This window comes from Streptococcus sp. HN38 (assembly GCF_028335765.1).
In the GTDB taxonomy this organism is placed as follows: domain Bacteria; phylum Bacillota; class Bacilli; order Lactobacillales; family Streptococcaceae; genus Streptococcus; species Streptococcus suis_P.
Genome location: NZ_CP116604.1, coordinates 215,762 through 240,755 on the forward strand (window position 1 = coordinate 215,762; position 24,994 = coordinate 240,755).

Below are 24,994 nucleotides of genomic sequence, written 5' to 3' on the forward strand. Positions count from 1 at the left end.
TGTATATTATATTAATAACAAAAGATAAAAAGGAGGCAGACGATGAGAGCTTACTCTAAGGAATTATTTTCTAAGAAGAATAGATATTCAATTAGAAAATTGACAGTGGGTGCGGCGTCAGTTATCGTAGGAATTTCTCTATTTTCAGGTGGAACAGTATTGGCAGAGGGAACAGCACTTGCCGATACTCCTGTTGAGACGATAGAAAACAATGATGTTAGCAATACAAATGAAGGAGTTGTGGATCAAGATAGCTCCCAAACAGACGAGGTAGTTGCTACGGATATAGAAGCAGTACGGACGGAATTGAATTTTGCCCAGTCAGAATCTCAAGAAGCCGTTGCGGAATGGACGCCAACTTCTACACCGGCTGGTACAGTTGAGGTCGTTGAAGAAGAAGGAATTCGTTACAACCGTTTGTCTTCTGTTAGTGGCCAAGATAATTCGACTAATATTGGAACATTTGAAAATCCTGACTTGAATATGAATGCAGATGGCAGTGCGGAGGTATCATTGTCATTTGTAGAACGTTCTGAGCCAGAAAAGGCTCGATTTGGTGTTTATCTCAATCATACTGATCAAAATAAACATGTCCTAGTTGGATATGATAAAGGTGGTTGGTTCTGGGAGTACAAGTCTCCAAGCGGAAGCACATGGTACCAAGGGCAACGGGTACCTGCTCCTGAAAGAAATGTTCTCTATGAATTAAGTGTTAACCTAACATCTACTGGGGAAATTTCTGCATCTATTATTTCAGATTCCATGACTGAAGCTCAGGAATTATTTGTTGCCAAGCAAATTCCTGAAGCAGCTTGGAATGACTTGAAGAATACACGCTCAGCAAAATTAAAAGTAACTAGCCGTGATGCTGACCGTACAGTGGTAGATATTGTTGCTAAAAACCAAGAAGGAGTTTCAGAAACTGCTAGCCAGCCAATAACGAATGCCACAACTTGTACAGGAGAGACGAATACACCTACTGCTCCAACTACACCAACTCCAGTAGCAACTGAAAATACAGCTCCTACAACCATTGGTCCAGACTGGCGTCCAGCATCGACTGTTCAAGGAACAGTTGGTGTCGTAGAAGTAAATGGTGTTCGCTATAATGCCCTTGCTTCTACTACATCTAATAACAATTCTGAGAATGTAGCCTTGTTTGTTAAAGAAGGCTTGACAGTAGATGCTTCGGACAACGCCAACCTTGCAGTGACCTTTGTGGAAAATTCAGAAGCAGGTCATGGTCGTTTTGGTGTCTATTTGAAACACAGGGATGAACGCAACCATATCTTTGTCGGCTATGACAGTGGTGGTTGGTTCTGGGAATATAAGGTAAATGGTCAAGGTAATTACCTCAGCAATCGCAGTGTTCAAGCACCAACTAAGGGAAGCACTAACCGCCTAGAGATTTCTTATAAGTCAGATGGACAATTAAATGCGACTGTCAATGGTCAGAACTTATTTGATACCTATACAGTCGGAACAGAAGTTCGTCAAGCCTTGGCAAATGACAAGCGCATTGCCTTGAAATTGGGAACCTATGGCCAACAACTAACCAAGGTTAACGTGGTTGCAGACAACCAAGACGGCGTCAAACCAGTTGAAACAACAGCAGAAGATGCAATTGTACTAAATGATAGCAATGTTGCCTACGAGACCCTTGCTTCAGATGTTCTTACTGCTAAGATTGACCGTGCCTTCCCACGTATCAAAGAATATACGATGCAGGGTGAAAAGGTTTATGGTCAAGTCAATCCAATCCGTACCCTCAGAATCAATGATTACGAAGTTACACCAACAGTTACTTTCAATAAGGTAAGTGACAGAGTTGCAGAGTATGTTCTAGATGTTGTTGATGAAGCTAAGAAACTAAATGTCGCTATCAAGGTTAAGGTAGAGGTTGCTGGAAATGAGTTGCACTTTGATGTGACAGAAGTAAACAACCGTAACCAAGTAACTCCTGGTCAGACCATTGATGATGTCGCTAAATTGGTACAAAGTATCTCCTTTGCCAATAATAACTTGGTATCGGTAGCTAGCACACAGGCTGGTGCTAAGTTTGACGGTGCACGTATGTCTACTAACACTCACCAAACAGGTGATCGTCACGTAGATGTGCAAGACAATACACCAAGCTCTAGTGCAGGATTTATGTATGGATTTGTTTCTACTGATAAGCTAGCTGCTGCGGTATGGAGCAATTCACAGCACGGTACAGGTGGTGCAGATGACTTTACTCGTCTGACTGCAAACAGCGAACGGTACAGTCTAAATGGTGAAACAGGTGTCCACTACGGTATTGCAAGCTCACCTTGGCAGTGGCAAAAGGCACATAACAGTGTTGTATATCCAGCCTACACCTTGGAATTACCAAGTGCTAAGGTTGTCTTTACAAAAGATGCTAACGAAGACAATGTGGTAGACTGGCAAGACGGTGCTATTGCTTACCGTCAAATTATGAACAATCCAAAAGGGCATGAATACGTACCAGAATTGGTAGCTTACCGTATTGCCATGAACTTTGGTTCACAAGCGCAAAACCCATTCCTGATGACCTTGGATGGTATTAAGAAGATTGCTCTTCATACAGATGGTCTAGGTCAAAGTGTTCTTCTTAAAGGGTATGGTAGTGAAGGTCATGACTCTGGTCACTTGAACTATGCAGATATTGGTAAACGTATCGGTGGCACAGAAGACTTCAAGACTTTGATTGAAAAATCGCAACCATATGGCGCAAAATTAGGTATTCACGTTAATGCATCTGAAACCTATCCAGAATCCAAATACTTCTCTGAAGAAATTCTTCGTCGTCACGCAAATGGCGAGTACGTTTATGGTTGGAACTGGATTGATCAAGGTATCAATATCAGTGGTCACTACGATTTGGCTCACAACCGTCTGAAACGTTGGGAAGATTTGAAGAAAGAATTGGGCGACGGCTTAGACTTTATCTATGTCGATGTATGGGGTAACGGCCAGTCTGGTGGCGAAAATGCTTGGGAAACCCATATTCTTTCTAAGGAAATCAATATGCAGGGTTGGAGAAATGCCTTTGAATGGGGCTATGCAGGTGAGTATGACTCGACCTTCCAACACTGGGCAGCAGACTTGACTTATGGCGGATACCGTCTAAAAGGTATTAACAGTAACATTGTTCGCTTTATTCGCAACCACCAAAAAGACTCTTGGGTTGGTGATTACCCGGCTTATGGTGGTGCGGCCAACTATCCACTGCTTGGCGGCTACGATATGAAAGATTTCGAAGGATGGCAAGGACGTAGTGACTATAATGGTTACATTACCAACTTGTTTGCCAACAACCTGATGACCAAGTATATCCAGCACTTTAAGGTAACAAGCTGGAAGAACGGTACACCAGTTACCATGACAGACCATGGTGAAACCTATAGATGGACACCTGAAATGGAAATTGGTCTAGAAGATGAAGATGGTAACAAACTCTTGCTCAGACGTAAGTCAAATGATGTGAGAAATGAAGGCTATCGCCAACGTACAGTAATCCTCAATGGTCGTACAATCCAAGATGGCAGTGCCTACTTGGTTCCATGGAACTGGAATGCCAATGGTCAGGATCTTGAAGCCAAAGATCATAAGATGTATTACTTCAACACTGCTGCAGGTGCCACAACTTGGACCCTTCCTTCAGATTGGACTGGTAACAAGGTTTACCTCTACAAACTTACTGAGCTTGGTAAGACAGATGTTCAAGAATTGGCAGTAACAAATGGTCAAATTACCATTCAAGCTGATGCAAATGTGCCGTATGTTCTATATAAATCTCCGCAGACAAATCCAGAGATGTCATGGAGCGACGGTATGCATATCTATGACCAAGGCTTTAACTCAGGTAAGTTAGACCATTGGACAATTGAAGGTGATACTAGCAAGGCTACTTTGGTCAAATCCCAAGGTGCCAACGATATGCTCCGTATCCAAGGCAATACATCCAAAGTTAGTCTCAGTCAAAAATTGACAGGTCTGAAACCAAATACCAGCTATGCAGCTTATGTAGGGGTAGACAACCGCAGTACAGCAAAAGCTAGCATTACAGTCAATACAGGCAGTTCAGAAGTTACAAACTATACAAATGAGTCTATTGCTCTGAACTACGTTAAAGCCTATGCTCATAACACATTGAGACAGAATGCGACAGTTGAGGATACAAGTTACTTCCAAAATATGTATGTCTTCTTCACAACTGGAGACAATGTGGATAATGTACACTTGACCCTATCTCGCGATGCAGATGCTGCAGCAACCTATTTTGATGAAATTCGTGTCTTTGAAAATGACTCAACGATGTTTGCAGGAGGTCACAATACAACTGCTGGTACCTTTAAGCAAAACTTTGAGAGTGTTCCACAAGGTATTTTCCCATTTGTTATCGGTGGTATTGAAGGAGTTGAGGACAACCGTACCCACCTTGCAGAAAAACATGCTCCATACACTCAACGTGGCTGGAATGGTAAGAAGGTGGACGATGTCATTGAAGGCACATGGTCACTCAAGACAAATGGTCTGACAGCTCGCAATAGCATTGTTTACCAAACTATTCCTCAAAACTTCCGCTTTGAAGCTGGCAAGGCCTATCGTGTAAGCTTTGATTATGAAGCTGGTTCCAATGGAACTTATGCCTTTGCTATCGGTGAAGGACGTTATAACAATGATGCCGGTAGCCTAACGCTGAATCCATTGAACAATTCATGGGAAGATAGTGATAAGGCTAAGAAAGCAAGTTTCTTAGTTACAGGTGCAGAGTCTGGCAATACTTGGGTTGGTATCTTCTCAACTCGCCGTGGTGGTGATACCAAGGGAGATACTAGTGGAAACGCCAACTTCCGAGGCTACAATGACTTTATGCTGGATAATCTGGTGATCGAAGAAGTTACCTTGACTGGTCATTTGTTGACAACGGATTACTTTAACTTGAATACTCCAGTCTTGAATGAAAACTATACTCAAGCAAGTTTGGCACCGTACAAAGAAGCTTTGTTAGCAGTGTCTGCAGCTCCTGAGGATATTAGTATCGAAGACGCTCGTACCTTGATTGCTACTGCCAATACAGCCCGTCAAAATCTTCAAGTGAAGAAAACAGCGATCACAAACGAAGATATTGGCTTGGCTCAGGCTAACGCTCAAGAAGGTGAAGAAATAGCTAAAGCCTTTGACGGCAATCCGTCTACTATCTGGCACACACCATGGAATGGCCGTCATATTAATGAGCCAGCGACAGTTAACCTTCGTAGACCAGTTGACATTCAACGTTTTGAATACGTGCCGAGACAATCAGGCCGTAACGGTATCTTGAAAGCATTGACATTGGTAATTACTGATGATCAAAATGTGGAACATACCTTTACTGGTGCGGATTGGCCAGCAACAAGTGCTACTAAGACAATTGATTTCGGTAAGACAATTAAGGCTAAGAAGATTGTGATTACAGGTACTGCCTCATACGGTGATACTGCAGATCAATTTATGTCTGCTGCTGAATTCCGTTTCTTGACACCTGTTCAGGAAGAAGCCGCCCTTGATAAGGCAGCATATGAAGCAGCACTTACTGCAGCACGTTCAGCAGGTAAGACAGCTCTTGTCAAAGAAGTGGAAGACTTTATGGCTTCTGTTGAAGCTGCAAATCTTTTGACAGCAAATATCTTAGATGCTACAGTTGCTCGCTTGAATGCTAGTGAAACACCTGCAAACCCAGGCTCAGGTGAGAAGCCAGTTGATGAGCCAGTCAAACAAGATGAGGACATCGTCACTGCTAAAGGAGAAAGTACCAAAGCAGATCCTCTTCCGTTAGGGGATTTGCCACCGCTTGTGATTGCAAAAGGTGATAGTGTTAAAGCAGAACCATTACCTGCTTTCGATGGAGGCTTAGTTCCTAACTATGCTCCTACAGCAGCGGCTCTTCCAAGTATTGATCCTGCAAGCTTGGCGAAAGAAGCTGCTAGTCCAAAACCAGCAAAAGCTACTTCAGCTACTTTACCGCAAACAGGTGAAACAACTGAACAAGGCTTGCTCCTAGCAGCTGGTTTAGTAGGTCTAATGGCTATGGCGGCTCGAAGAAGACGATTTGAGTAGTCATTTCAGAAAAATATAGCTTGTTCTCCAAATACATTAGAGGTGGGTCTCGGACCTGCCTCTTTTGTATTGTTTATCGAACCTTTTCACAAACTTATAGCAAAATGGAATTAGAGCCAGGACACGTCTAAGTTTATACATTTGAAAATTCTATAGTCATTTGAATTAACTTTGATACATCGTCACTTTCGGCTTGCCGTACTCTAGTACAGCCTGCACCTCAGTTCCTTGTCTGAAAGCTAATTCATTCGACTATAATATCTAAAAATGCGAAAGTAGAAGGGTTCTATCTACATCTGACTTTCCTAGTCTGATTTTGATTTTCATTGAGTACTACTTGCCCGTCAATGTTCGCTTTATGAAAAAATTTGCTAGATAGGCTATAATATGTCTAGTAGTAAGGAGCAGAAAGGAGTGTCCATGTTAATTTTTCCCCTAATCAATGATTTATCTAGAAAAATTATTCATGTAGATATGGATGCTTTTTTTGCTGCTATTGAGGTCAGGGATAATCCTGCTTTGAAGGGCAAACCTGTTATCATTGGGGCTGACCCAAGATTATCTGGCGGTAGAGGAGTGGTGTCTACCTGTAATTATGAGGCGCGTGCCTTTGGGATTCACTCGGCTATGTCCTCAAAAGAGGCCTATGAGCGTTGTCCTCAGGCGATTTTCATTTCTGGCAATTATGAAAAATATCAGGAAGTTGGGCGACAGGTTCGAGAAATTTTCCATCGCTATACTGATTTGGTGGAGCCCATGTCTATTGATGAGGCTTACTTGGATGTAACAGAAAATAAGCTTGGAATTGGCTCAGCGGTCAAAATCGCTAAACTCATTCAATACGACATCTGGAATGAACTCCATTTGACAGCTTCCGCAGGTGTTTCCTACAATAAATTTTTGGCAAAAATTGCCTCGGATATGGAAAAACCGCATGGGCTGACCCTGATTTTGCCTGAGGATGCTGTTGGTATTCTCGCCTCCCTGCCTGTTGAAAAATTTCACGGTGTGGGGAAGAAGACGGTGGAACGCCTGCATGAGATGGGGGTTTACACAGGGAAGGATTTGTTGGATGTACCAGAGATGACCTTGATTGATAAATTTGGTCGTTTTGGCTTCGACCTTTATCGGAAAGCGAGGGGGATTTCTAATTCGCCCGTTAAAGTGGACCGTGTTCGTAAGTCAATTGGAAAGGAAAGAACCTATCGCAAACTTCTTTATCGGGAGGAGGATGTCCTGAAAGAGCTAATCAGTCTCTGCCAACGAGTAGCAGCTAGTTTAGAAAGAAATGAGAAAAAAGGACGAACCATTGTGTTGAAGGTTCGTTATGGTGACTTTTCAACCTTGACAAAGCGGCATAGTTTGGAAGAAGCGACCAATCAAGCTCAAGTAATAGAGAAAGAAATCCGTCAGCTTTTTGAAGAAGTTGGACAGGCTGAGAAAGGTGTTCGCTTGCTAGGAGTGACCGTTACCAATTTTATGGAAGGAGAAAGTAGAATTGCAAATTTCGAGTAGATTTACCATTGCTAGTCATATCTTGGTCTTGCTAGCCTTGGAGGGAGAAAAGGAAAAACAGACCAGTACCAGCATTGCAGGAAGTGTAGGTGTCAATCCAGTCATCATCCGCAATATTTTGTCCCAGTTGAAAGAGGCTGGTTTGGTTCAGGTGGCGCGTGGTGTAGGTGGGGCACGTTTGGCCCAAAATCCAGATAAAATTACCCTCCTTCATATTTATCAGGCTGTAGAGTTATTTGGAGAAAAAGGGAAACTTTTTGGTTTTCATGAACAACCCAATCCAGCCTGTCAGGTCGGCCGCTCTATCCATCCCCTGCTAGATAGCCGTTTGGAAAATGCCCAGTCGGCTCTGGAAAAAGAGTTGGAACACACGACCATTGTTGATTTATTGGCAGAATTATAGGTATTTAATCATCCTTGTGATGATTTTTTTAATTTTCGAGCTGTAACAATTGACATTACAACCGAAATGATTTATACTTACGTTGTAAGTAAAGTTATTACAACGAAACAAGTGAGGTATCAATATGAAAATTGCTATTATTGCAGCGAATGGTCAAGCAGGTCAAACTATTGCAAAGGAAGCATTAGAACGTGGTCATCAGGTGACGGCTATTGTCCGTTCTGAAAATAAAAGCGTAGCCCAAGAAGTAATCCAGAAGGATGCTTTTGCTCTTACCAAAGAAGATTTGGCTGGTTTTGATGTAGTAGTCAATGCTTTTGGTGCTTGGACACCAGAAACCTTGCCGGATCACGCTCGTCTTGCTGAGCATCTAGCGACTATCCTTGCTGGTAGTCCAACCCGTCTTTTAGTAGTTGGTGGTGCAGGCAGTCTTTATTTAGACGAGAGCCAGACAGCTATGCTGAAAGATACACCAGATTTCCCTGCGGACTACCTGCCAATCGCTGAGGCTATGGGTGCTGGTCTAGACCTCTATCGTCAGGCGACAGCAGTTAACTGGACCTATATCAGCCCGGCAGCCGATTTTGATGCAGAAGGACAAAAAGCAGGTGCCTACACTTTGGCTGGCGAGGTTTTCCAAGTCAATGCCCAAGGTGAAAGCTATATTAGTTATGCCGACTATGCTGTGGCTTTGGTTGACATTGCGGAAAAAGGTGGCTACCAGCAGGAACGAATTTCGGTTTTTGCATCATAAAATAGTAGAAAAGATAGTTCCCCTCGTGGAATTATCTTTTTTATTTTTTGTTTTATATAGTATAATAATATGTATAAAACAAAAAAGGAGTTCCCTATGATTCACTTGATTTGTCCCAATCCAGCCCTAGACCGCACGCTTCTTGTGGAAAAGATTGAAAAGAATATTCCCCTGAGACCGACGGAAGTGAGGGATTATCCTGGTGGAAAAAGTTTCAACGTAGCCTATGCACTTCGAGAAAATGGAGTGGCAGACTACACTATCCATACCATTTTAGGTGGGCAGATTGGTCGCTACATTCAAGACCTCAATGTCCAAAAGGGAAATCAATTGCAGGTCGTTGAAAATAATCAGAACACAAGAACCTGCAATATTTACGTAGAAACCAGTACAGGCGATGTAGTACTATTTTATGAAAAAGGTTTTGAACTAACAGAGGACCTGCTTGACCAATTTACCCAGCAGATAGAAAATAGCCTAGAGGCTGGCGACATCCTAGTCTTTTCAGGTAGTCTGATGAAGGGGATGCCGGATGATTATATTCAGCGGTTTATTGAAAAATACCCAGAGGTTATGACCATAGTGGACACCAGTGGACCAGCTCTACGTGCGGCTTATCAAGCTAGACCGGCCCTTATCAAAATCAATAATGAAGAGCTGAAAGATATTTATCCAGAGCTGGATGAAGAAAGTCCTGAAGCTATTTTAGGTATCCTGAAAGAAGTGACTCCTCATGAGAATATCATCATTACCATGGGTGGAAAGGGCAGTTTGGCTAAGATTGGCCAGCGTTACTTCCGTATCCAGTCGCCTAAAAAAGAAACACGCAATCCCATTGCGGCAGGAGATTTTTACCTGGGCTTGCTAGTTAAGGGTATCAGCCAAGGACAAGACCCTGAAATCTTCTTGAAAGAGGCAGCAGCCTTTGCAACTGCTAACTGTCTTAACTACTTCCCAGAGGTTGAAGCAGAGCAGTTTGCAGAGATAGCGGGTAAAGTTGTTCTAGAGCAGGTTTAAAAATATTTCCTCAGTTCGTCTCATGGCCATCACTTTCCAATCGTTATGTTCTTCAGCCCCTGCCATGTTTTGTCGAAATGGCGTCCATAGATGGTAACCTTCTTGTTCTAAGTCCTTCTTGAGTTCACTGCTCAGGTAGCCTAAATCACCTAAGATAACCGATTGCTTACACCCCTCTAATAGCTCATAAACCACCTTGATATCATGGACAGAGGCTGGCGTGACAACAGACCTTCCAACAAGCGAAGGTGCTGTAGAAACAGCTAAAGGTACAGGTGTAACTGCAACATTACCAGCTTTGGAAACTGTCAAAGGTGAAAGCGTTAAGGCAGCCGCTTTGCCAACAATTGACCCTGCAACAGTTAAAGCAACTGAAACAAAAGCAGCAGAGAAGAAAACAACTTCAACAGCATCAGAAAAACTTCCAGAAACTGGTGAAGTGATGACAGTTCTTTCGCTTGTAGGTGGCCTAGGTCTTCTTGGATCAGCAGCCTTGCTCAAGAAAAGAAAATAATCTACATACAAAAAAGGACCTAAATGGTCCTTTTTGTTCCCCTTTATTTTCAGAAAAACAAGAAAGATTTTGAGAAAATTTTCAAAAAATTACATAAAGAAAATGATAAAAAATACAATAAAAAACTTGACAAAAATATCGGGGGGGGGGTATAATAACTGTAATCATTGCATTTATAGGGTGATGGTTAGGATAAGAGCCACGGATAATGGTGAAACATTATCTCAGCTTTATTTCAAATGTAGATTATATATAAGGGAAGGTGACATTATGTCAACAAAGAAAACATATCTTTTGAGAAAAACCTCTATTGGTTTGGTATCATTGGCAGCTCTTGCGGTTGTAGGAACAACTGTATCAGCTAATGAGATTGGTGTAGCAACTGCACATGGTACAGGTGCTTATGCAGATCCAATCCCAACTTTCAATATCAATACAGGTGAATTGACAGCAAAAGGTAGCAGCGTATTGAACTCTGACTACAAACCAGCCTTGGATCCAAGTACGGTGGACATCACAAAACATGGCGAGGGTGTGACTGCGGAACTTCCAGAAGTAGCACTTGGTTTTGACAATGGTGAGCCATATGTTTATGCGCACGGTACAGGTGTGACTGCATCAGTAGAATTGCCAGCCTTGGACCCAAGTACTGTAGATATCACAAAACATGGTGAGGGCCTTACCGCACCAACATTAAATGAAGTAGCGGTTGCCTTGGATGAAAATGGTTTGTATTTTACAAACACACCAGTTGAGGCTCCAACAGCAGAAGCGCTTCCAGAAGTGCAAGTAGGTGGTAAAGATGGAGAATTCTATCTTTATGCTAAGGGTGAAGGTGCGACAGTAGAGCTTCCAACAATTGACCCAGCAACACTTGGTGCTCCTATTGAAACAGCTAAGGGCGAGAGTGTAACAGCACCAGCTCTTCCAGTAGCTGAGTTGCCAGCTTTGGAAACAGCTAAAGGTGAAAGTGTAACAGCTGAAGAATTACCAACTGTAGAAGTTGCTAAAGATGAAGCAGGTGAGTATCTCTTCTCTAAAGGTGCTAGTGTAACAGCAGCAGAGCTGCCAGTAATTGACCCAGCAACACTTACAGTTGCACCAGCACAAGCGCCAGTTGTAGCTCCTAAAGTTGAAGCTCCTAAAGCAGAAGTGGCTGCAGCAGTACCAACAGCTAAAGCAGCAACATCATCAGCAAAACTTCCAGAAACAGGAGAAGCATCTACAGCAGTTTATTTTGCTACGGCTCTAGGACTTCTTGGTGCAGCAGCAGTGCTTGCCAAAAAACAAGAAAACTAATCAATCATCAGTAACTAATCACACTTAAGGAGGGTTTCCCCTCCTTATTTTTGTGCAGATGGGAGGATTTGGGAAGGATGATGACACTCTTTGTTCCAAGCCTACCTTAGTCGGTAATACTTTTTGAAATTAAACATATCTGTAGTCAACTTACCTTGCTGAACTCAGGTCGACCCTAGGATCCCATTGATTTTCATTGAGCATAAAATAGCCGATTTCCTCACAAGTGCGCTACTCTTCTAAAGAACAGGTGGCTATTGCTGACTTGCTCCGATCTTTATTTCTATGGAGAGCGAAATAGAGAACAATAGAAAAAGACAAACACTGTAAATAAGATGTTTGTCTTCTTCTCGGAAAGGGATGCACGAATATTCCTTTAAGTTTGTTAGAGAATAGGGGAATAAACCTTTGGGTTACTCTACCTTATCCAAGGTTACAAAAACATTAGGTTCTGATACTAGGTTGTATTTAGCTTCGGCAGCAGGATCAGCAGGATTTCCCCACATAACAACCTTGTATTGTCCACCTTCTAGGATAAATCCTGGTGCAATTCTTCCTCCCAATCCAGTCATTCCAGGGAGAAGAGCCGAATATTCCCCCTCTGCCTCGCGGATTAGGTAGTGGTTTGGAGCATATTCAACTAGATCTGTAACTCGAGCTGTGTAGGTATGGATGAGGTGTTCTCCTTCCTCGTTTTCACTAAGTCGAAAATCTTCATAAGTAGTAAAGGTACCGTCTGCGCTGATAGTTACCTCAATATTACGCGCTTGTTGGCTACTTCCTTGCCATTTTCCAACTAGACTGTCGGGAATAGTGGTAGCTGGTAGGGTTAGGAGCTGAGTGTGAGTCGTTTCGGTACTTAGGACACTTTCTTCGACTTGAGAGTTCTGAGTTTCCTGGTTTTGTTGACTAGCCTCTGCTGATGAATTGGTTTTAGTTGTAGTTTCTTGGGAACTAGCAGGCTTGGAGGAACTAGCAGGCTTGGAGGAACTAGTCTGCTTGGTGCTTGCTTGGGTCGTTTTACTGGTGGTTGCTTCTGTCTGGCTTTCTTGTTTTTTTGCTGAACAAGCTGTCAATAGACAGGTTACAGAGAGCAACAATACTGAGTAGTTGAATATCTTTTTCATTTGTTCTTACCTCCGCTTATAAACAGAGTATAACAAATAAAAACAAGTTCGTCAACACAAAGTTGTAATATTTGTAACATTTTTGTAACAAAAGAAATATTTTTGTTATCTTTTCCTGAAAAATTCTTCAATATCTGCCTGTTTTATGCCAATCATGGGGTCGATGGTTAGTAGGTTGTCTACAGTCAAAATGTATTCTGTGGGTTGGGCACTTGTTTTTTCTAGCTGGTCTTGATCAAGAAGGGAGAGTTGTTGGTTGTTTTCTTTGACTACTTCAGCCTGTTTTTTCCTGTCTGGCTGAGTAGGGGGCTGGGTTTGCGTGGTTGTAGCTGTTTTGCTTTCGGCTTTTTCAGCTAAAGCTTCCTTGCTATCCTGCTCTGCCATTTCCCCTTGGAAACGTGGGACCAGATAGGTTTTTCGGACGGTGCCGGCGTTTTTGACGGCGTAGTCGAAGGCGGAGATTTCACCCAGGAGGATGAGCTTACTCTTGGAGCGGGTGATGGCGGTGTAGACCAGGTTGCGCTGGAGCATACGGTGGCTGGTGCGAGTGATAGGAAGGATAACGACCTGGAACTCGCTGCCTTGGGACTTGTGGATGGACATGGCATAGGCTAAGGTAATTTTGTACCATTCATTGCGGGGATAGGTGACCTCGCTGCCGTCGAAGTTGATGGTGATTTCATCCTGCTTAGAGTCCGTATATTTGGCCGGCAGGAGGTCGGTGATGTAGCCCAAGTCGCCATTGAAGACATTGGCTTCGGCGTCGTTGACTAGATGAATAACCCGGTCGCCTTGGCGGAAGGCTTGCTCGTTGTGGAGGAATTCTAACTCTCCTTCTTCCAGTGGATTGAGCAGGGCCTGGGTCATGGTGTTGAGTTGGTCAATACCTGCAGCACCACGGTACATGGGAGCGAGGATTTGTACTTCGTTTGCAGGAATTCCCGACTTGATGGCTGCGCCGACAATGCGCTCAATCAGGGCTGGAATTTGTTCGTTTTGCGCTTCAAAATAGGAGCGGTCAGCCTTTTTCTCACGGAAATCACTCGGCAGAGCCCCTTGGCGAATCTGGCTGGCTAGGGTAACAATGGTCGAATCATCGGATTGACGATAGATACGTTCTAGAGTGATGCTGGGTAGCTTGTCAATTTTCAGGAGGTCAGCAAGGACTTGACCGGGACTGACAGATGGTAATTGCTCCGCATCGCCGACAATCAGAACCTGGGTCTGGGAGGAGATGTTCTGGAAGAGCTGGTTTGCCAACCAAGTATCTACCATAGAAAACTCATCCACGATGATGAAATCAGCTTCGAGGTAGTCATCTCGGTAGGATTCTTCCTGTCCTTCTACCAGACCGAGATGGCGGTGGATAGTGGCAGAAGGCAGGCCTGTCAATTCATTCATCCGTCTGGCTGCTCGTCCAGTTGGAGCGGCTAGGAGGACTGGGCATTCTTCTCGGTTGCGTGTCAAATCAATCTTATGCAAGATGGCATAGACTGCGATAATACCGTTGATAACCGTTGTTTTTCCAGTCCCTGGTCCGCCTGTCAGAATGAAAAGCGGATTGGTAATGGCTTGGACGATGGCTTCTTTTTGAATGTCATCGTAGGTGAGAGAAGACATGCTTTCCAGCTCTGCTATGGCAGCCTCAACGTCTGCGCGTGGGAAGGGGTTGAAACCATTTTTTCCCATCAGACGGATCAGGTTTTTATGGATACCATGTTCGGCAAAGTAGAGGCTGTTGTCAAAAATCTTTGTGCCTTCTTGCTGTACCTTGTCGTCTGCAATCAGTCCTGTCAACTCGTGGGCAACAGCAGCGGGGTCCAGTTCTGTATGGCGGGATTTTTCCAGCAGTTCAAGGGTAGCTTCCAGCAAGTCTCTGGCCTCCACATAGGTATCGCCTGTTTCCATGGAGCGATGGATGAGGCTAAAGAGCATGCCAGCCCGAAAACGTTGGGGTGAATCACTGGCAATTCCCAGGTTTTCCGCAATCCTATCGGCAATGGTAAAGCCGAGCCCCTGGACATCTTCGACCAGTTGATAGGGATTTTCTTCAATAATCTGAAGTGTTTTTTCTTTATACTGGTCTTGGATTTGAAAGGCCAATTTATTGGGAATACCATACTCAGCTAGTTTTGCCAAGATCAGCTCGGTTCCATAATTGAGGCGGAGCTTTTCCACAAATGCTTGCATGTTCTTGCTGGATAGGCCTGTGATTTGGGTTAGTTTTTCAGGCTCAGCCAAAATCTTATCAATGGTATCTTCGCCATAGAGCTCAACGATTTTTTCAGCTGTTTTGCGTCCAATTCCCTTGAAATGCTCGCTGGAGAAATACTTAACCAGACCAGCTGAGGTAGGCTTGCTGCGTTCGTAGCGCGTGATTTGTAGTTGCTGACCATACTTGGGATGGGTGATCAGATTGCCATAGAAACGATAGTCTTCTCCTTCAATGACATCGGCAATCGTTCCGGTCACAATAATTTCGTAGTCATCATAGTCTGCGTCTGTCTCCTCGATTTCAAGGAGAAGGATTTTATAAAAATTACTAGGATTTTCAAAAATAATCCGGTCAATAGTACCGGTAACATACACTTCGTTCATAGAGTTTATTTCCAATAATAATGAAAAGGGAGTGGGAAAGAACTCGCATAGACCAAAAAGAGTTCCCCTCACTTCCAAATTTGGAAATGAAGCGAACCCGTTCGCATCAGCCATATAGGTCAGATTTTGAGTGTAAAACACGAATTGCTGAGATTTGCTTCGCAAATCTTATCTCCAACCTTTAACAGTCCACTGGACTGTTAAACCCAATCAACCACTGCGCTGGGATGTTGACACGAACTCTGAGAAGTGGTACTGTGCTTTTTGCTCCAAACTTGTTTGTGTTATACTCAATGAAAATCAAAAATAGCCTAGGAAACGAAGCTGATGGTTACTGTCTTGTTTCAAGGTAACAGGCTGAAAAGCTCCACTGGAGCTTTTCACTCATCAAGGCTCTTGACAACGGATAGTTTTGATTTTCGAAGAGTATTAATCAACAGTCCCAATACGGTTGAGAGGCCACATGCGAAAGACAACTTCTCCTTTGATATTTGCTCTGGTGAATGGGCCGACTGTTCGGCTGTCTAGAGAAACTAATCTGTTGTCCCCCAAGAGAAAATAGTGGCCCTCTGGGACGATGTAGCTGAGGCTAGGGTAACTGTTGGCATCAAGAGTAAAGGCTTGAGCAGATTGGGCAAGTGCCTGGAACTGTTTGTTGTAAGCATATTCCTCCTGCAGTTTATCCTTATGAAAGGCAGCTAAATAGTCATCTAGATAAGGTTCATCAACTTCTTGGCCGTTTATGTAGAGAACATCGTTTTCAATACGGATTTCATCGCCTGGCATCCCGATAACACGTTTTACAATTAGTTTTTCTTTACCACTAGAGTCCACTTCACTGGCTACAACAATATCAAAGCGGTCGATAGAGGTTGTTTTTAGCATGATGAGTTTTTCTTGGTGTTGAAGCGTTGGGTCCATGGAATGGCCATCGACAGAGACAGGATTCCAGATAAAGTATCGACTGGCAAAAAAAGCTGCCATAAACAGTAAAAAGATGCCCCATTCAGCTAAGAAGGCGACTAGTGGTGAGCGTTTTGTTTTTTGGATTGCTCCCATATTTTTTTCCTCATTTCAATAATTTTTGTGCTTTTTGCGTATTAGCAAAGTGAAGTTTTGCAGTCTCATTGAGACCAGCCATACCATGTCGTTTCAAGATACGGGCGGCAACATGATCTGATTTACTGCCTGCACCAGACGGCAGATTCATCCCAACTAGTTGACCAAGCTGGACAAGATTTTCTAAAAACATACTTCTTGCAATGATAGAAGATACTGCCACAGCCAGGTACTTGCCCTCAGCCTTTTCTTCCAGAGTGACGGGGTTGGCAAATTGGTTGGCTTCCTTTTTCAAGTACTTTTGATAATTTTGGCTAGAAGTAAAGGCATCAATGACAATCTTCTCAGGCTGGACACCCTTTTGCAAGAGTAGGAAAATAGCCTGATTGTGCAGGGCGACCTTGACAGACACCGCATTGTAGCCTTGCTCGATGACTTCGTTGTATTTTTTCGGTGACAATAGCAGAGCTTGGTGGGGGATTTTCTCTTTTAAGAGAGGAGCGATTTGGCAGATTTTTTGGTCTGTCATTTTCTTGGAATCATCCACACCAAGCGACTTGAGAAAGGCATGGTCTTCTGGGCGGACAAAACTAGCAACGACTGCCAAACCTCCAAAATAAGACCCGTTTCCAACCTCATCGGTACCAATCATGGGCAGGTTTTGACCAGGTACAGTCGTCTGTCCAGAGCTTTCTGGCTCATAGCCCCAGAGCCCTGCTTCCTGCTCTGCCATTTCCCCCTGAAAAACGACTTTTCCAGAAGTGTAGATGGACAGGCTGGCACCGGTCAGTTTGAAAAATGCTTCTATATAAGGATTTTTGCTGGTCTGCCGATAGCGGTCATAGTGAGCCATCATGGCTTGTTTTTGCTGGGCAGAGGCCTTTAGTACAACAGTGTTCATCTTCTTATTGTAACACAAATGCTAGTTAGAGTGTGCAGAAAAGGGTGGTTTTTACTATAATAGAAGGAGAAAGTGAGGTAGACTATGGAAGTTCAAATGAAGTATAAATGGGCGACTCTGGGAACAGGTGTCATTGCCAATGAATTGGTTCAGGCCTTGCAGGCTATGGGAGGAAATCTTTATTCGGTGGCCAACCGTACCTATGACAAGGGTGTGGAATTTGCGCAAAAATATGGCATCGAGAAAGTTTATCGAGAAATCGATGAAGTGTTTGAGGATCCTGAAGTAGACATTATCTATATTTCTACGCCTCACAATACCCATATCCATTATTTGAGAAAGGCCTTGAAGGCTGGGAAACATGTCCTCTGTGAAAAGTCTATTACGCTTAATTCAGAAGAATTAGCAGAAGCTATTCAATTAGCTGAGGAAAATCAGGTCGTCTTGGCGGAGGCCATGACCATTTTCCACATGCCAATCTATCGTCAGTTGAGTGAGGTCATTGCAAGTGGCAAGCTGGGAGATTTGAAGATGATTCAGATGAACTTTGGCAGCTACAAGGAATACGATATGACCAACCGCTTTTTCAATAAAAACTTGGCAGGCGGCGCCCTCTTGGATATTGGGGTCTACGCTCTGTCCTTTGTCCGTTGGTTTATGACAGAAAAGCCAAATCAGGTTTTATCTCAGGTTAAATTAGCTCCGACAGGTGTGGACGAGCAGGTAGGGATTTTGCTCAGCAATGATGCAGGAGAAATGGCGACTATCGCCCTGACCCTCCATGCCAAACAGCCAAAACGTGGAACGATTGCCTACGATAAAGGCTACATCGAGCTTTACGAGTATCCACGTGGTCAGAAGGCTGTCATCACCTACACTGAGGACGGCAGCCAGGAGGTCATCGAGATAGGCGAAACTGCCAAGGCTCTTTCTTATGAAGTGGCGGATATGGAAAAAGCTGTCGCAGGCATCGAAAACATCATGCACCTAGCCTACACCCAAGATGTCATGGACATTATGACCCAACTCCGTAAAGAATGGGGCTTGGTTTATCCTGAAGAAATGTAGGTTTTTGACTAATCCGAAAATAGAAATGAGAGTGAGTTAGTAGCCAATTGTTGGATTACTGCCTTACTCTTATTTTTTACTTATAGTCTTCGAAAATCCAGACGTTGTTGACTTGATTTGGTGAACGTTAGTTCTATCTGCATCTGCGTCTCTGAGTCTGTTTTTGATTTTCATTGAGTATTATCTAATAATATGACAGTCAGATGACATTTATATTGATTGTGTGACAGAAAAGTCCTAAGATTACATAGTGGAGACAGTTTATTTAAAAGAAAGGTTGAAGGCTTGTTTTTCAGATTTAATTTAGGTAAGATAGAACCATCTCAAAAATAAAGAAGGAATAAGATTATGAAACGTAAGAGAACAAATAAACCACAACATATGCGTCGCAAGAGAAAAACACCCATCATGAAAAACAATAAGAAGATGTTATATACATCTTCATTGGCTCTTTCCCTCTTTAGTACAGGGATGATTTCGACAAATGTTTTAGCCATCGAATGGGCTCCACGTACTGTTTCTGAAATTAGCCCAGAAATTGTACAAGAAGAAGGAAGGATGACCTATACTGTTCGGTATGGAGATACCTTATCTGCCATCGCCTTAGCTATGAATATTGATATGGACTTGCTGGCGAAAATAAATCAAATTGCAGATGTCAACTTGATTTTCCCTGATACGGTACTGACGACGACTGTTGACCAAAACAATCAAGTGACTCAGGTTGAGATTGAAGCTCCTGTTCAGGGAAACACAAATGAGACCGTTCAGGCAACTGTTGACCTAACAACCAATCAAGTAACGGTTGAGGATACGGTTGTTCCCTTGGATCAAATTTCATCAGTTACCGACTCAGCACCTGTAGAAGAAGTTGTAGAACAGCCTGTAGTAGAAGCGCCTGTAGAGGAAGTTGTAGAACAACCTGTGGTTGAGGCACCTGTAGAGGAAATTGTAGAGCAGCCTGTAGCAGAAGCACCTGTGGAGGAAGTTACAGAACAACCTGTGGTTGAGGCACCTGTGGAGGAAGTTGTAGAGCAACCTGTGGTTGAGGCACCTGTAGAACAGCCTGTAGTTGAAACTCCACAAGTGACAGCCCTATCAACCACTACAACAAGTACAAGTGCTTATGATGTCGGTTTGCAACCTCAGGTAGCAGCCTTCCGCGCAGAAGTGGCAAATGCCTTCGGTATTACTTCTTTCTCAGGTTACCGTCCTGGTGATTCTGGCGACCATGGTAAGGGATTGGCAATTGACTTTATGGTACCACAAAGTTCAGCACTTGGGGATCAAGTGGCAGAATATGCTATTGCCAATATGGGTGCGAAAAATATTTCCTATATTATCTGGAAACAACGTTTTTATGCTCCATATGCAAGTATTTATGGACCTGCATATACTTGGAACTTGATGCCAGACCGTGGAAGTATTACTGAAAACCATTATGACCACGTACACGTGTCATTTAATCCATAAAATAATTATAGCCAAACTCACGGTGAGCTTGGCTATTTTTGCGTGCTTATTAATTGGAAGGTGTGGGATACAAGTTTCTTATTTTATCTCCAGAACTTTTCGTAACCTTTCTTTTCCTCCATATTAAAGGCGATAATATTGCGGAGCAGGCCCCAGTTGACCTCTTGGTCTTCCTTGATTTTGAAGAGGTTGGAAGTTGCTTCGTAGCCCGCCTCCTTGATGTCCTTGGCAAAGGTTTCCATCGTAACCGTTTCAGGTGCAATGGAAATATGGGCTTTGGCAGCAGAGAATCCAATGATAAAAGTTCCGTCCATGATAAACATGGGCTGGTTCCACTTGATTTCTGTGGTTAGACTTGGAAATTCTTGCTGGATTTGATTGAAAATGCCTTCTAGTTTGTCCTTCAAGACAGGATTGTTGACCTTGTTCAAAAATTCTTGGAGCATGATGTTTCCTTTTCTTTTTTATTTCATTCTATCACAAAAGAGGAGTGGTCTCCTCTTTCATTCATTATTTCACCAAAATCGCCAGTACTTGATAAGGTTTTAAGGTAATTTTCTTACCGAGTTTGTTGTCAGGGTAGTTGCTGATGAGGATTTGACCACGTGCGTAGTCATCTGCTAGTTCTAGTTCAACCTCTTCTGCAAAGAAGTTGTTTAGGACCAGTAGTTTTTCGCCATTTAGCAAGCGTTCAAAGGCATAGACTTTCTGGCTGTCCTTGTAGGCTGCCTTGTAGTCCCCTTCTGAGATGAGGGGTAGTTCTTTTCGGAGTCGAATCAACTCTTGATAGAAGGTGAAGATTGGGCCTGTTTTTTCCTGCTCAACGTTAATCGTTTGATAGGATTTGCCAGCTTTCAGCCAAGGAGTTCCTGTTGAGAAGCCTGCATTGTCAGAAGCGTCCCATTGCATCGGGGTGCGGGAATTGTCACGGGACTTGGCTTGGATAATCTTAAAGGCTTGCTCAGGTGTGTGGCCTTGATCCAAGAGCATCTGATAGGCATTGATAGATTCCACATCGACGTAGTCGTCCATGCTGTCGTAATCGGGGTCAATCATGCCGATTTCCTCGCCCATGTAAATGTAAGGCGTGCCGCGTGACAGGTGGATAGAGGCAGCCAGCATGGTTGCTCCTTCATTGCGGAAATTCTCCACATCAACAAAGCGGTTGAGGGCACGAGGCTGGTCGTGGTTGTTGTAGAAAAGAGCATTCCAGCCATTTCCAACGGACATCTCTTCGCCCCAAGTGTGAAAGAGGCGCTTGAGTTCCTCAAAGTCAAAGTCCATAATGGTCCATTTTTGCTCGTCCTTGTAGTCCACTTTCAAGTGGTGGAAGTTGAAAGCCATGGACAATTCTTCCCGCTCAGGAGCTGTGTAGAGTATGCAGTTTTCAATGGTAGTGGCAGACATTTCCCCGACGGTCATGAAGCCTTTTTCGCTACCAAAAGTAGCATTGTTCATCATCTTGAGGTAGTCGTGGGTAATCGGGCGGTCTGTGTAGGCAGGCTTGCCGTCATTGATTGGGCAGTCTTCGAGGACTTCGTCTTTACCAATCAGGTTGATAACGTCGAAGCGGAAGCCCTTGACACCCTTGTCTTTCCAGAAGTTGACCACCTTGAAGAGTTCTTCACGGACATGAGGGTTTCGCCAGTTGAGGTCGGCTTGGGTCACGTCAAAGAGATGGAGGTAGTATTTCCCGGTGTCGCCAAAGGGAGCCCAGGCATTGCCACCAAATTTAGACACCCAGTCAGTTGGTTGGTCACGCAGGATAAAGAAATCTTGATAGTATTTGTCGCCTGCTAGGGCTTTTTGGAACCATTCATGCTCCGTTGAGCAGTGGTTGAGGACCATGTCCAGCATGAATTCGATGCCCAGTTCTTTGCCGACAGCCACCATTTCTTCAAAGTCAGCCATGGTGCCAAAATCAGGATTGACGGCTGTATAGTCTGAAATGTCATAGCCGTTGTCCCGTTGAGGACTTGGGTAGAAGGGATTGAGCCAGATCATGTCAATGCCTAGCTCTTTTAGATATGGAAGTTTTTCAATAATTCCTCGTAAATCCCCTATACCATTTCCAGTTGTATCCTTGTAAGATTTTGGGTAGATTTGATAAACAACCTTTCGTTTGTCTATTGTCATTTTGCTCTCTCTTTCTTGATTTTTCCTTCTTGTATAAGCAATGATAGGAGGTGCAAGTTACCTTGCGCCCTCCTAGAACATTAATTCTTTGTAACTGTCAGAATAGCTTCGCCTTGCGAGATGGCACGAGGAAGATTTCCGATAACTTGAGTGTCAAAGTCAGTTTGGTTGGTCACGATAACTGGTGTTTCAGCGACAAGACCAGCAGTCTTAATGACATCAATGTCAAAGCTAATCAATTTATCACCAGCTTTTATCTTGTCACCTTGATTTACATGGGCTGTAAAGCCTTTTCCTTCCAAACCGACAGTATCCATACCAATGTGCATAAGGAGTTCAACTCCGTTTGTAGCAGTGATACCAACAGCATGGTTAGTTGGGAAGAGGACAGATACTTCACCATCGACTGGAGCAACCAAGATACCTTCGCTCGGGTCAATAAGGACACCTTGGCCCATGACACCTGATGCAAATACAGGGTCAGTAGCTTGTGACAATTCTTTGGCTTGACCAGTAAGTGGGCTAATCAATTCGATAGCAGAACCAGTTTCAACGACAGTTTCAGTTACGACTACAACTTCTTCAACAGCTTCTTCTTTTTTTGAAAATGCACCTGTACGTTTGAAAACAGCTGTCAAAATCATTGGGACAACAATCGCAACTACCATTGCTAGCAAGAATGGACCCCAGTATTCAGCCTTGATAGACAAGATACCTGGAAGACCACCGATACCGATAGAAGCAGCTTGGATGTTGAAGGTTACAGAAAGTAGGCCAGCGATACTTGAACCAATCATAGCCGCTACAAATGGGTAAATGTATTTTACGTTGACACCAAAGAGGGCTGGTTCAGTAACACCAAGATAAGCAGAAATAGTTGCAGGAAGTGAAACCTGAGCTTCTTTTTCATTGTGACGGTTCATGAGGAAGTAGGCAAATACTGCTGAACCTTGAGCAATGTTAGAAAGGGCAATCATTGGCCAGAGACCAGTTCCACCAGCATCCGCAATCAATTGTGTATCGATGGCATTTGTCATGTGGTGAAGACCAGTGATAACGAATGGCGCATAGAGGGCACCGAATACCGCACCGAAGAGCCATTTCAATGGGCCTGTCAAACCTGCCAATACGATAGTTGACAACCATTGTCCGATAGTCCAACCGATAGGACCCAGGACAGTGTGAGCTAAGATAATTGCTGGAAGAAGTGATAGGAATGGCACGAAAATCATTGAGACCACTTCTGGAATAACCTTACGCCAGAAGATTTCTAGGTAAGACAGTGCCAAACCAGCAAGGAGGGCAGGGATAACTTGTGCTTGATAACCGATACGGGCAATACTAAATGCACCGAAGTTCCAAGACCAGTCGCTGGCAATAGTTGCTGCATCTGTACCAGGTACAGCATATGCGTTGAGCAACTGTGGAGAAACCAAACAGATACCAAGGACGATACCAAGGATTTGTGAAGTTCCCATTTTACGAGATACGGACCAAGTGATACCTACTGGCAAGAAGTGGAAGATGGCTTCACCTGGCAACCAGAGGAAGTGATTGACACCATTCCAGAAAGGAGAAACCTGAACGATGGTGTTCCATACAGGGTTACCGTCGGCGTCAAAGACCAACTGCCCGTCTTTCATGGCTTGTCCAAGCCATTCCATCTGAACACCTTCCAAGACGTTACGGAAACCGAGGGTCAAACCGCCGACGATAAGGGCAGGAATGATTGGTGTGAAGATTTCCGCCAGCATAGTCATAACACGTTGGATAGCATTTTGGTTACTTTTAGCGGCTGACCTTGCAGCTTCTTTTGATACGCCTTCGATACCAGACACAGCTGTAAAGTCATTGTAGAAGATTGGTACATCGTTACCGATGATGACTTGGAATTGACCAGCGTTTGTAAAGGTTCCTTTTACTGCTGGAATGTCTTCGATGACTTTTACGTTTGCTTTTTTCTCATCTGCAAGAACAAAGCGCATGCGCGTTGCACAGTGTGTTACTGCATTGACATTCTCTTTTCCGCCAATAGCTTCTAGGAGCTGTTTGGCTTCTTTTTCAAATTTTCCCATATATTTTTCCTTCTAGACAGCTTATGGAATCTGTCACCCTATATTTTTTAGACATCTCTCTAAGCATGTCCATTTTTGAAATTTGTACGGACAAATTTCTTTTGTGTTATCATTGTATCCGATTTCAAAAAATAATGCAAGCGTTTTTGCTTAGTTTTTTTTAATTTTGAAATGAATTTTGTTATAATGTTGATAGTTGTATGTTATTTGACAGATGAATTTGCGAGGAAATGATGAAAAAATACCAAGAAATTTATAATGACTTAAAAGAAAAAATACGGACAAATGTTTATCCGGCAGAAAGCTCCCTACCGACAGAACAACAGCTCCAGGAAATCTATGGTGTTAGTCGTGATACGGTTCGTAAGGCGTTGGCGATTTTGACTGAGGGAGGTTTGATTCAAAAAGTGCAAGGGCGTGGTTCAATGGTCCTTAAGCAAGAAATTCTCAATTTCCCAGTTTCAGGTTTAACTTCCTATCAGGAATTGACAAATGTTCTCCAGCTTTCTACCAAGACAGATGTTGTCAGCTTAGATATGATTACCGTTAATAGTAGCCTTTCGCATTTGACAGGCTTTGAGCCGTATAGCAAGGTGTGGAAAGTTGTCCGTACACGTTCGATTGACGGTAAGGTCTCCGTTGTGGATACAGATTATCTTGCTGTCGATGTCGTGCCAGAGTTGACAACTGCTATTGCTGAAAAATCCATCTACGAATACCTAGAAAATAAGTTAGGCCTTGATATTGCTTATGCACAAAAAGAGATTACGGTAGAGCCGACCAGTCGAGAAGAGCGAGATTTGATGCAGATTCAGGATGATTATCTGGTGTTGATAAAATCCAGGGTCTACTTAGGAGATACGCGACAATTTCAATACACTGAAAGTAAGCACAAGATTGATAAATTCCGCTTTGTAGATTTTGCTCGTAGAAAGCATTCTTTATAGGAG

17 protein-coding genes and 1 pseudogene are annotated in these 24,994 nt (G+C 43.4%); 10 read left to right on the forward strand and 8 right to left on the reverse strand.

Annotated features, from left to right (window positions below):
* Positions 1 to 42 precede the first annotated feature (42 nt).
* The 5 genes from PHA78_RS01120 (at position 43) to PHA78_RS01140 (ending at position 9,794) form a co-directional block, all read left to right on the forward strand.
* Positions 43 to 6,105, forward strand: coding sequence for an endo-alpha-N-acetylgalactosaminidase family protein (locus PHA78_RS01120; protein ID WP_272158352.1), 6,063 nt, complete (start codon positions 43 to 45; stop codon positions 6,103 to 6,105).
* Positions 6,106 to 6,525: 420 nt separating this feature from the next.
* Positions 6,526 to 7,620, forward strand: coding sequence for a DNA polymerase IV (gene dinB, locus PHA78_RS01125; RefSeq protein WP_272158353.1), 1,095 nt, complete (start codon positions 6,526 to 6,528; stop codon positions 7,618 to 7,620).
* The gene (locus tag PHA78_RS01130; protein WP_272158354.1) at positions 7,604 to 8,023 is read left to right on the forward strand and encodes an Rrf2 family transcriptional regulator; all 420 of its coding nucleotides are present in this window, start codon (positions 7,604 to 7,606) and stop codon (positions 8,021 to 8,023) included. The genes dinB and PHA78_RS01130 overlap by 17 nt, the downstream gene beginning before the upstream one ends.
* A 124-nt stretch (positions 8,024 to 8,147) precedes the next feature.
* Entirely contained in the window at positions 8,148 to 8,777 is a 630-nt protein-coding gene (locus tag PHA78_RS01135; RefSeq protein WP_029175984.1) for an NAD(P)-dependent oxidoreductase, read from the forward strand.
* Positions 8,778 to 8,873: 96 nt separating this feature from the next.
* On the forward strand, positions 8,874 to 9,794 hold the full coding sequence (locus PHA78_RS01140; RefSeq protein ID WP_029175767.1) for a 1-phosphofructokinase family hexose kinase: 921 nt from the start codon (positions 8,874 to 8,876) through the stop codon (positions 9,792 to 9,794).
* Between the two features lie 6 nt (positions 9,795 to 9,800).
* Here the strand turns inward: PHA78_RS01140 and PHA78_RS01145 are convergent.
* Positions 9,801 to 10,022, reverse strand: a pseudogene (locus tag PHA78_RS01145) (transposase); the annotation flags it as partial.
* Positions 10,023 to 10,236: 214 nt separating this feature from the next.
* Here PHA78_RS01145 and PHA78_RS12505 point away from each other — a divergent pair.
* Both PHA78_RS12505 and PHA78_RS01155 read left to right on the forward strand, forming a co-directional pair.
* The gene (locus tag PHA78_RS12505; protein WP_231640516.1) at positions 10,237 to 10,308 is read left to right on the forward strand and encodes a hypothetical protein; all 72 of its coding nucleotides are present in this window, start codon (positions 10,237 to 10,239) and stop codon (positions 10,306 to 10,308) included.
* A gap of 270 nt (positions 10,309 to 10,578) precedes the next feature.
* Positions 10,579 to 11,607 (forward strand): LPXTG cell wall anchor domain-containing protein, encoded by a 1,029-nt coding sequence (locus tag PHA78_RS01155; protein ID WP_029175768.1) that lies wholly within the window; start codon positions 10,579 to 10,581, stop codon positions 11,605 to 11,607.
* Positions 11,608 to 12,020: 413 nt separating this feature from the next.
* On the opposite strand, the gene PHA78_RS01160 is transcribed toward PHA78_RS01155, so the two are convergent.
* From PHA78_RS01160 to rnhC, 4 genes are all read right to left on the reverse strand, one after another.
* Positions 12,021 to 12,734 carry a hypothetical protein gene (locus PHA78_RS01160; protein ID WP_272158355.1) on the reverse strand — a complete coding sequence of 238 codons (714 nt, stop codon included), beginning with the start codon at positions 12,732 to 12,734 and terminating at the stop codon, positions 12,021 to 12,023.
* A 105-nt stretch (positions 12,735 to 12,839) separates the two neighbouring features.
* On the reverse strand, positions 12,840 to 15,332 hold the full coding sequence (gene recD2 / locus PHA78_RS01165) for an SF1B family DNA helicase RecD2 (RefSeq protein ID WP_272158356.1): 2,493 nt from the start codon (positions 15,330 to 15,332) through the stop codon (positions 12,840 to 12,842).
* A 429-nt stretch (positions 15,333 to 15,761) separates the two neighbouring features.
* Positions 15,762 to 16,391, reverse strand: a complete 630-nt coding sequence (gene lepB / locus PHA78_RS01170; RefSeq protein ID WP_024378082.1) for a signal peptidase I — start codon at positions 16,389 to 16,391, stop codon at positions 15,762 to 15,764.
* A gap of 10 nt (positions 16,392 to 16,401) precedes the next feature.
* Entirely contained in the window at positions 16,402 to 17,292 is an 891-nt protein-coding gene (gene rnhC, locus PHA78_RS01175; protein ID WP_099779795.1) for a ribonuclease HIII, read from the reverse strand.
* Positions 17,293 to 17,376: 84 nt separating this feature from the next.
* On the opposite strand from rnhC, the gene PHA78_RS01180 reads away from it, so the two are divergent.
* Together PHA78_RS01180 and PHA78_RS01185 are read left to right on the forward strand one after the other, a co-directional pair.
* Positions 17,377 to 18,360 (forward strand): Gfo/Idh/MocA family protein, encoded by a 984-nt coding sequence (locus PHA78_RS01180; protein ID WP_029185531.1) that lies wholly within the window; start codon positions 17,377 to 17,379, stop codon positions 18,358 to 18,360.
* A gap of 408 nt (positions 18,361 to 18,768) precedes the next feature.
* Positions 18,769 to 19,833: a LysM peptidoglycan-binding domain-containing protein gene (locus tag PHA78_RS01185; protein WP_099809132.1), complete on the forward strand. Its 1,065-nt coding sequence runs from the start codon at positions 18,769 to 18,771 to the stop codon at positions 19,831 to 19,833.
* 83 nt (positions 19,834 to 19,916) lie between these two features.
* Here PHA78_RS01185 and PHA78_RS01190 read toward each other — a convergent pair whose 3' ends face one another.
* The 3 genes from PHA78_RS01190 to treP form a co-directional block, all read right to left on the reverse strand.
* Positions 19,917 to 20,279, reverse strand: coding sequence for an iron chaperone (locus PHA78_RS01190; protein WP_024378078.1), 363 nt, complete (start codon positions 20,277 to 20,279; stop codon positions 19,917 to 19,919).
* A 64-nt stretch (positions 20,280 to 20,343) separates the two neighbouring features.
* A complete protein-coding gene (gene treC, locus PHA78_RS01195) occupies positions 20,344 to 21,969 on the reverse strand; it encodes an alpha,alpha-phosphotrehalase (RefSeq protein ID WP_024378077.1) in 1,626 nt (541 codons plus the stop codon).
* Positions 21,970 to 22,049: 80 nt separating this feature from the next.
* Positions 22,050 to 24,044: a PTS system trehalose-specific EIIBC component gene (gene treP / locus PHA78_RS01200; RefSeq protein ID WP_170238118.1), complete on the reverse strand. Its 1,995-nt coding sequence runs from the start codon at positions 24,042 to 24,044 to the stop codon at positions 22,050 to 22,052.
* A 233-nt stretch (positions 24,045 to 24,277) separates the two neighbouring features.
* On the opposite strand from treP, the gene treR reads away from it, so the two are divergent.
* Positions 24,278 to 24,991, forward strand: a complete 714-nt coding sequence (gene treR, locus PHA78_RS01205; RefSeq protein ID WP_024378075.1) for a trehalose operon repressor — start codon at positions 24,278 to 24,280, stop codon at positions 24,989 to 24,991.
* Positions 24,992 to 24,994 lie beyond the last annotated feature (3 nt).

Excerpts from the sequence above, each read along its gene's own strand:
- PHA78_RS01120 (WP_272158352.1), top strand. The coding sequence starts at position 43 with ATGAGAGCTTACTCTAAGGAATTATTTTCTAAGAAGAATAGATATTCA.
- dinB (WP_272158353.1), top strand. The coding sequence starts at position 6,526 with ATGTTAATTTTTCCCCTAATCAATGATTTATCTAGAAAAATTATTCAT.
- PHA78_RS01135 (WP_029175984.1), top strand. The coding sequence starts at position 8,148 with ATGAAAATTGCTATTATTGCAGCGAATGGTCAAGCAGGTCAAACTATT.
- PHA78_RS01140 (WP_029175767.1), top strand. The coding sequence starts at position 8,874 with ATGATTCACTTGATTTGTCCCAATCCAGCCCTAGACCGCACGCTTCTT.
- PHA78_RS01155 (WP_029175768.1), top strand. The coding sequence starts at position 10,579 with ATGTCAACAAAGAAAACATATCTTTTGAGAAAAACCTCTATTGGTTTG.
- PHA78_RS01160 (WP_272158355.1), bottom strand. The coding sequence starts at position 12,734 with ATGAAAAAGATATTCAACTACTCAGTATTGTTGCTCTCTGTAACCTGT.
- recD2 (WP_272158356.1), bottom strand. The coding sequence starts at position 15,332 with ATGAACGAAGTGTATGTTACCGGTACTATTGACCGGATTATTTTTGAA.
- lepB (WP_024378082.1), bottom strand. The coding sequence starts at position 16,391 with ATGGGAGCAATCCAAAAAACAAAACGCTCACCACTAGTCGCCTTCTTA.
- rnhC (WP_099779795.1), bottom strand. The coding sequence starts at position 17,292 with ATGAACACTGTTGTACTAAAGGCCTCTGCCCAGCAAAAACAAGCCATG.
- PHA78_RS01180 (WP_029185531.1), top strand. The coding sequence starts at position 17,377 with ATGGAAGTTCAAATGAAGTATAAATGGGCGACTCTGGGAACAGGTGTC.
- PHA78_RS01185 (WP_099809132.1), top strand. The coding sequence starts at position 18,769 with ATGAAAAACAATAAGAAGATGTTATATACATCTTCATTGGCTCTTTCC.
- PHA78_RS01190 (WP_024378078.1), bottom strand. The coding sequence starts at position 20,279 with ATGCTCCAAGAATTTTTGAACAAGGTCAACAATCCTGTCTTGAAGGAC.
- treC (WP_024378077.1), bottom strand. The coding sequence starts at position 21,969 with ATGACAATAGACAAACGAAAGGTTGTTTATCAAATCTACCCAAAATCT.
- treP (WP_170238118.1), bottom strand. The coding sequence starts at position 24,044 with ATGGGAAAATTTGAAAAAGAAGCCAAACAGCTCCTAGAAGCTATTGGC.
- treR (WP_024378075.1), top strand. The coding sequence starts at position 24,278 with ATGAAAAAATACCAAGAAATTTATAATGACTTAAAAGAAAAAATACGG.